The organism is Endozoicomonas sp. SESOKO1 (genome assembly GCF_024606265.1).
Classification (GTDB): Bacteria; Pseudomonadota; Gammaproteobacteria; order Pseudomonadales; family Endozoicomonadaceae; genus Endozoicomonas.
This window is the reverse complement of sequence record NZ_JAHHPP010000339.1, coordinates 1-1,861: the sequence shown is the minus strand read 5'-3', so window position 1 is coordinate 1,861 and position 1,861 is coordinate 1. Positions and strand designations below refer to the sequence as shown.

The window sequence follows — 1,861 nt, the reverse complement described above, 5'->3', positions numbered from 1 at the left end:
TGCCGTTCCAGCCGACACCGCGAAAGTGCAGGATGCCGCTGGGGTAGAAACCAACAAAGGCAATGTCGTCTTTGGTAGCCCGGGGCAATTGTTCCCGGTCCGGGCTGATGGCGACGATGTAACTGAGTTCGCCCTCGACCAGCCGGACATTGACGCTGGCCGGGTTGACGTAAATCAGCCGCCGGACCCGACCATTGAGGTCGCGGTCAATCACCGCGTAGGCGTTGCCGTCCAGCAGCATGTCGGTGACCAGGGTCTCCCAGAACACCAGCGCGGTGACCATGGGCGACGGCTCCAGGCAGAGTTTCAGCAGCAGTGGATGGTGGTCGCTCTCTTCACGGATGCCATCGGCCTTGCGCTGGTAAATTTTCAGCGGGATCGAGGCAATGGCACCGGAGATCAGCGACACGCAGGCAAACACGGCGGCGACCTGCAGCGCACTTTGATGCGTGACCACAGCACCTGAATGCGATTTAACGTTCAGGACGTCCATCAGTTCTTCAAACGTGCGGCCCTGGCTTTCAGCAGCGTCCGCTTCGGCCTTGATGGTGGCCAGCTCCTGTTTAACCTGGGCCAGTTCCTGCTGCAGTTGTCGTTTGCTGTTGAACAGTTTCATCCGGTCATTACAAAGTCAGGTATAGGTGTGTCGTGGTAACCCACATTTTCTCTTATCATGGCGCGGGACATGGCGGTGATCAGGGCCACCGGGCCATCAATCTTGTTGTCCGGCGTGTCCTTGTTGGGAAAAACATTGTCGTTGCGGTCAACCCGGGCGGTGACGTTGGACATCATCCAGTTCATTACCGGGTGCTGGTCGTGGTGCAGACGGCCGTCGATGATCAGCGCCTGGATCTCTTTCATTGGGTCACTGAGTTGCTTGACGGTCTGGCCCACTTCGGTCATGACCCGTTCGTCCTCTTCCGCCAGCTGGGTGGCCAGTTGCGTGGCACCCCATGGGTCGTAAGCTATTTCCAATGGGTGATATTGATCGGCCCAGTCATTGATGGTCTGGCGGATGGCGTCGTAATCGACAATCTGGCCGGGCGTTAATGTCAGCAAACCCTGTTCGGCCCAGGCTTTATAAAGCTGCTGGACGTGGTGCGACTTGCCGGTGCGCTGGTCGTCTGTCTGCACCTCTGGCAACCAGAAATGCACTTTCAGGTGATAGCGCCGCTCTTCATCGCAAAACAGCGCCACCAGGGCGGTGATGTCCAGCTTGCTGGCCAGGTCAACACCGAAGTAGCAGGGCAGGGTCTGCAGCTGCGCTTCGCTGGCCAGCGCTGGACACCGTGACCACGACTCCATGTTGAAAAAAACGTCTTCACCGGCTCCCCAGATGTCCAGCCGCTTGCGTTTGAATTCGCTGGCGGCGGCCGGGTTCTGTTGCGCTTTCTGGCACAGGCGCTGCATGTCTTCCAGCTTGACCGAGATGCCCAGGTTCGGGTTGGCCTTGACCCACTGGTCGGGATCTTTCCACTGCTCCGGGTCGTCCAGGGTGTAGATCATGCCAAAGCAGCTGTCGTCGTCAATGACGCCTTCGAGCACCTTGGTCAAATAATTGCGCACCTCGTAGCAGATGCCGGTGCGGTCACTGTCGGCGGTGGTGATGACCAGCAGCAATGGCTGTCGGCGGGCCGCCAGGGACAGCTCCAGCACGTCGTACACACGACGGTTCTTGTGCGCATGCAGTTCGTCAATGATGGCGCAGTGGGTGTTCTTGCCTTCCAGCGTGTCGGAGTCGCTGGCCAGCGGCTTGAAGCTGCTGGCACTGGCTTCGTGGCAGACGCTGTGGTTGAAGGCCTGCAGGTGATAGCGCAGCGATGACTGGCGGGTCATGTCGCGGGCGGCGTCAAACACGATG

At 59.3% G+C, this 1,861-nt stretch carries 2 protein-coding genes; both read right to left on the bottom strand.

Annotated features, from left to right (window positions below):
- Positions 1–616, bottom strand: a 616-nt coding sequence (locus tag KDK13_RS15275; protein WP_257285837.1) for a phage portal protein, incomplete at its 3' end; no start/stop codon positions are given.
- A partial coding sequence (locus KDK13_RS15270; RefSeq protein ID WP_257285836.1) for a terminase large subunit occupies positions 613–1,861 on the bottom strand: 1,249 nt, incomplete at its 5' end. The genes KDK13_RS15275 and KDK13_RS15270, both read right to left, overlap by 4 nt.